At 70.3% G+C, this 1,531-nt stretch carries 3 protein-coding genes; 1 reads left to right on the top strand and 2 read right to left on the bottom strand.

The genetic code is table 11. The features are described 5' to 3' along the window. The first annotated feature begins 39 nt into the window (after positions 1–39). Complete coding sequence (locus tag C5F48_RS23680) at positions 40–492, top strand: GNAT family N-acetyltransferase (protein WP_107666113.1); 453 nt, start codon at positions 40–42, stop codon at positions 490–492. Between the two features lie 6 nt (positions 493–498). On the opposite strand, the gene C5F48_RS23675 is transcribed toward C5F48_RS23680, so the two are convergent. Next, positions 499–951, bottom strand: a complete 453-nt coding sequence (locus C5F48_RS23675) for a GNAT family N-acetyltransferase (protein ID WP_258186574.1) — start codon at positions 949–951, stop codon at positions 499–501. Continuing rightward, positions 948–1,445: a cupin domain-containing protein gene (locus tag C5F48_RS23670; protein ID WP_107666112.1), complete on the bottom strand. Its 498-nt coding sequence runs from the start codon at positions 1,443–1,445 to the stop codon at positions 948–950. The genes C5F48_RS23675 and C5F48_RS23670 overlap by 4 nt, the downstream gene beginning before the upstream one ends. Positions 1,446–1,531 lie beyond the last annotated feature (86 nt).

Raw genomic sequence — 1,531 nt, 5'->3', positions numbered from 1 at the left:
CTAGACTGCCCCTGAACAGGCGCCGCAGAAGGACTCCCGATGACCGGCATCAGCATCAGGCCGCTGACCCTCCACGATCGCGGCGCGTGGGAGGTCCTGTGGCGCGAGAACCTCGCGCATTTCGCGGCCGGGGATGTCGCGTCCGAGACCATGCCGGTGCTCTGGGATCGGTTGATGGCAGAGGGTGAACCGCTGCAGGGTTGGCTGATCCTGCGGCAGGGCGTTCCGGCGGGCTTCGCCCATGTCGTCTTGCGCCTGCACTCGTTCAGCGCGCGGCCCGTCGGCATTCTCGAAGATCTGTGGGTCTCGGCTCCCGCCCGCAGGCAGGGGCTGGCCGAGGCCTGCCTCGCCCATCTGCAACGCGAGGGGCGCGCGCAGGGCTGGATCCGGCTGGAATGGGAGACCGATGCGGACAATCTGGCGGCGCAGGCTCTGTATGACCGGCTGGCAGCGGCGGCGCCGGTGAAGCGCTACAGGATCGACCTGCTCTGAGGCGGTTCAGCCAGCGTGATGCGGAAGCTGTCCCAGGGTGCGGGCTCGGCGAGCGTCTCGTAGAGCCGCCTTGCGGCGGTGTTGTCCCGGGGGACCAGCCAGCGCAGATGTGTCCAGCCGCGCACTGCGCCGACCTCGGTCAACCGGGCGATCGAGGGCGCGGGCGAGGCCGGCGCCGCGCGCCTCTGGCGCGACGAACAGGTCATCGAGCTGCCCGGCCCGCCCGCCCGAGACGATCTCGGCCAAGTCGAAGGCCAGCGCGAAACCGGCGAGGCCAGCGCCGGCCTCGGCGCCGATCATCAGGATATTAGCATCGGCCTCCGCGCTGGCGATCAGGCGCCGGGCCTCCGGTTCCGACGTTGCGGACGCGCCGGCGCCCATTGCTGCACGGTAGCCGGTGATCAGGGCCGCGAGCCGGGCGGCGTCGGCCCTCTCCAGCGGGCGGAGGCGCGAGGTCATTCGCCGTCCCAGTAATCCACCGCATCACCCTTCCGGAACGAGGCCGCGACGCGGCGCTGCGCCTTGTCGCCACCGGGCGCCGCCCCGGCGAAGACGGTGATCTTGCCGCTGTCGGGATAGTCCATCACATCGGGCTCGCGCATCGTGCTGATGGCGATGTAGCGCAGTGGCGCATCGCCCGTGGCTATCATCTGATGCGCGGTCTCGGCCCCGCCCGCCGGGCAGACCGCCACCATGCCCGCCGCGACCGCATGGGTCTCGGCCCCGAAGCGCAGCTCGCCGGCGCCGGAGAGGATGACGAACATCTCGTCATTGGCATGATGGCTGTGGAACGGCCAGGCCGCCTTGCCGGGCGGCACCTCGACCAGCCGCGCGCCCAGATGCGTCGCGCCGAGCGGCGCCGCGATGGCGGCCATGGCTGCGTTGAAACGGGCGCCGTGGGTTTGTGGCGACAGGGTCAGATCGTCCAGGCGGATGACGGGGGATCGGGTCATGGTCAGGTCTCCTGAGCCTAGCTGAGCACTGGCAGCCTGGCTTTGGCAAATGAGTTGCGTTCAAGGGCCGGCGAGCAAAGCTCATT

The sequence above is a fragment of the Cereibacter changlensis JA139 genome (assembly GCF_003034985.1).
Lineage (GTDB): Bacteria > Pseudomonadota > Alphaproteobacteria > Rhodobacterales > Rhodobacteraceae > Cereibacter > Cereibacter changlensis.
Note: the sequence above shows the minus strand (reverse complement) of the source record. Positions and strands in the feature narration are given on the sequence as shown.

Bases quoted from the DNA above. Each gene is read 5' to 3' on its own strand.
- C5F48_RS23675 (WP_258186574.1), bottom strand. From the start codon at position 951: ATGACCTCGCGCCTCCGCCCGCTGGAGAGGGCCGACGCCGCCCGGCTC.
- C5F48_RS23670 (WP_107666112.1), bottom strand. From the start codon at position 1,445: ATGACCCGATCCCCCGTCATCCGCCTGGACGATCTGACCCTGTCGCCA.
- C5F48_RS23680 (WP_107666113.1), top strand. From the start codon at position 40: ATGACCGGCATCAGCATCAGGCCGCTGACCCTCCACGATCGCGGCGCG.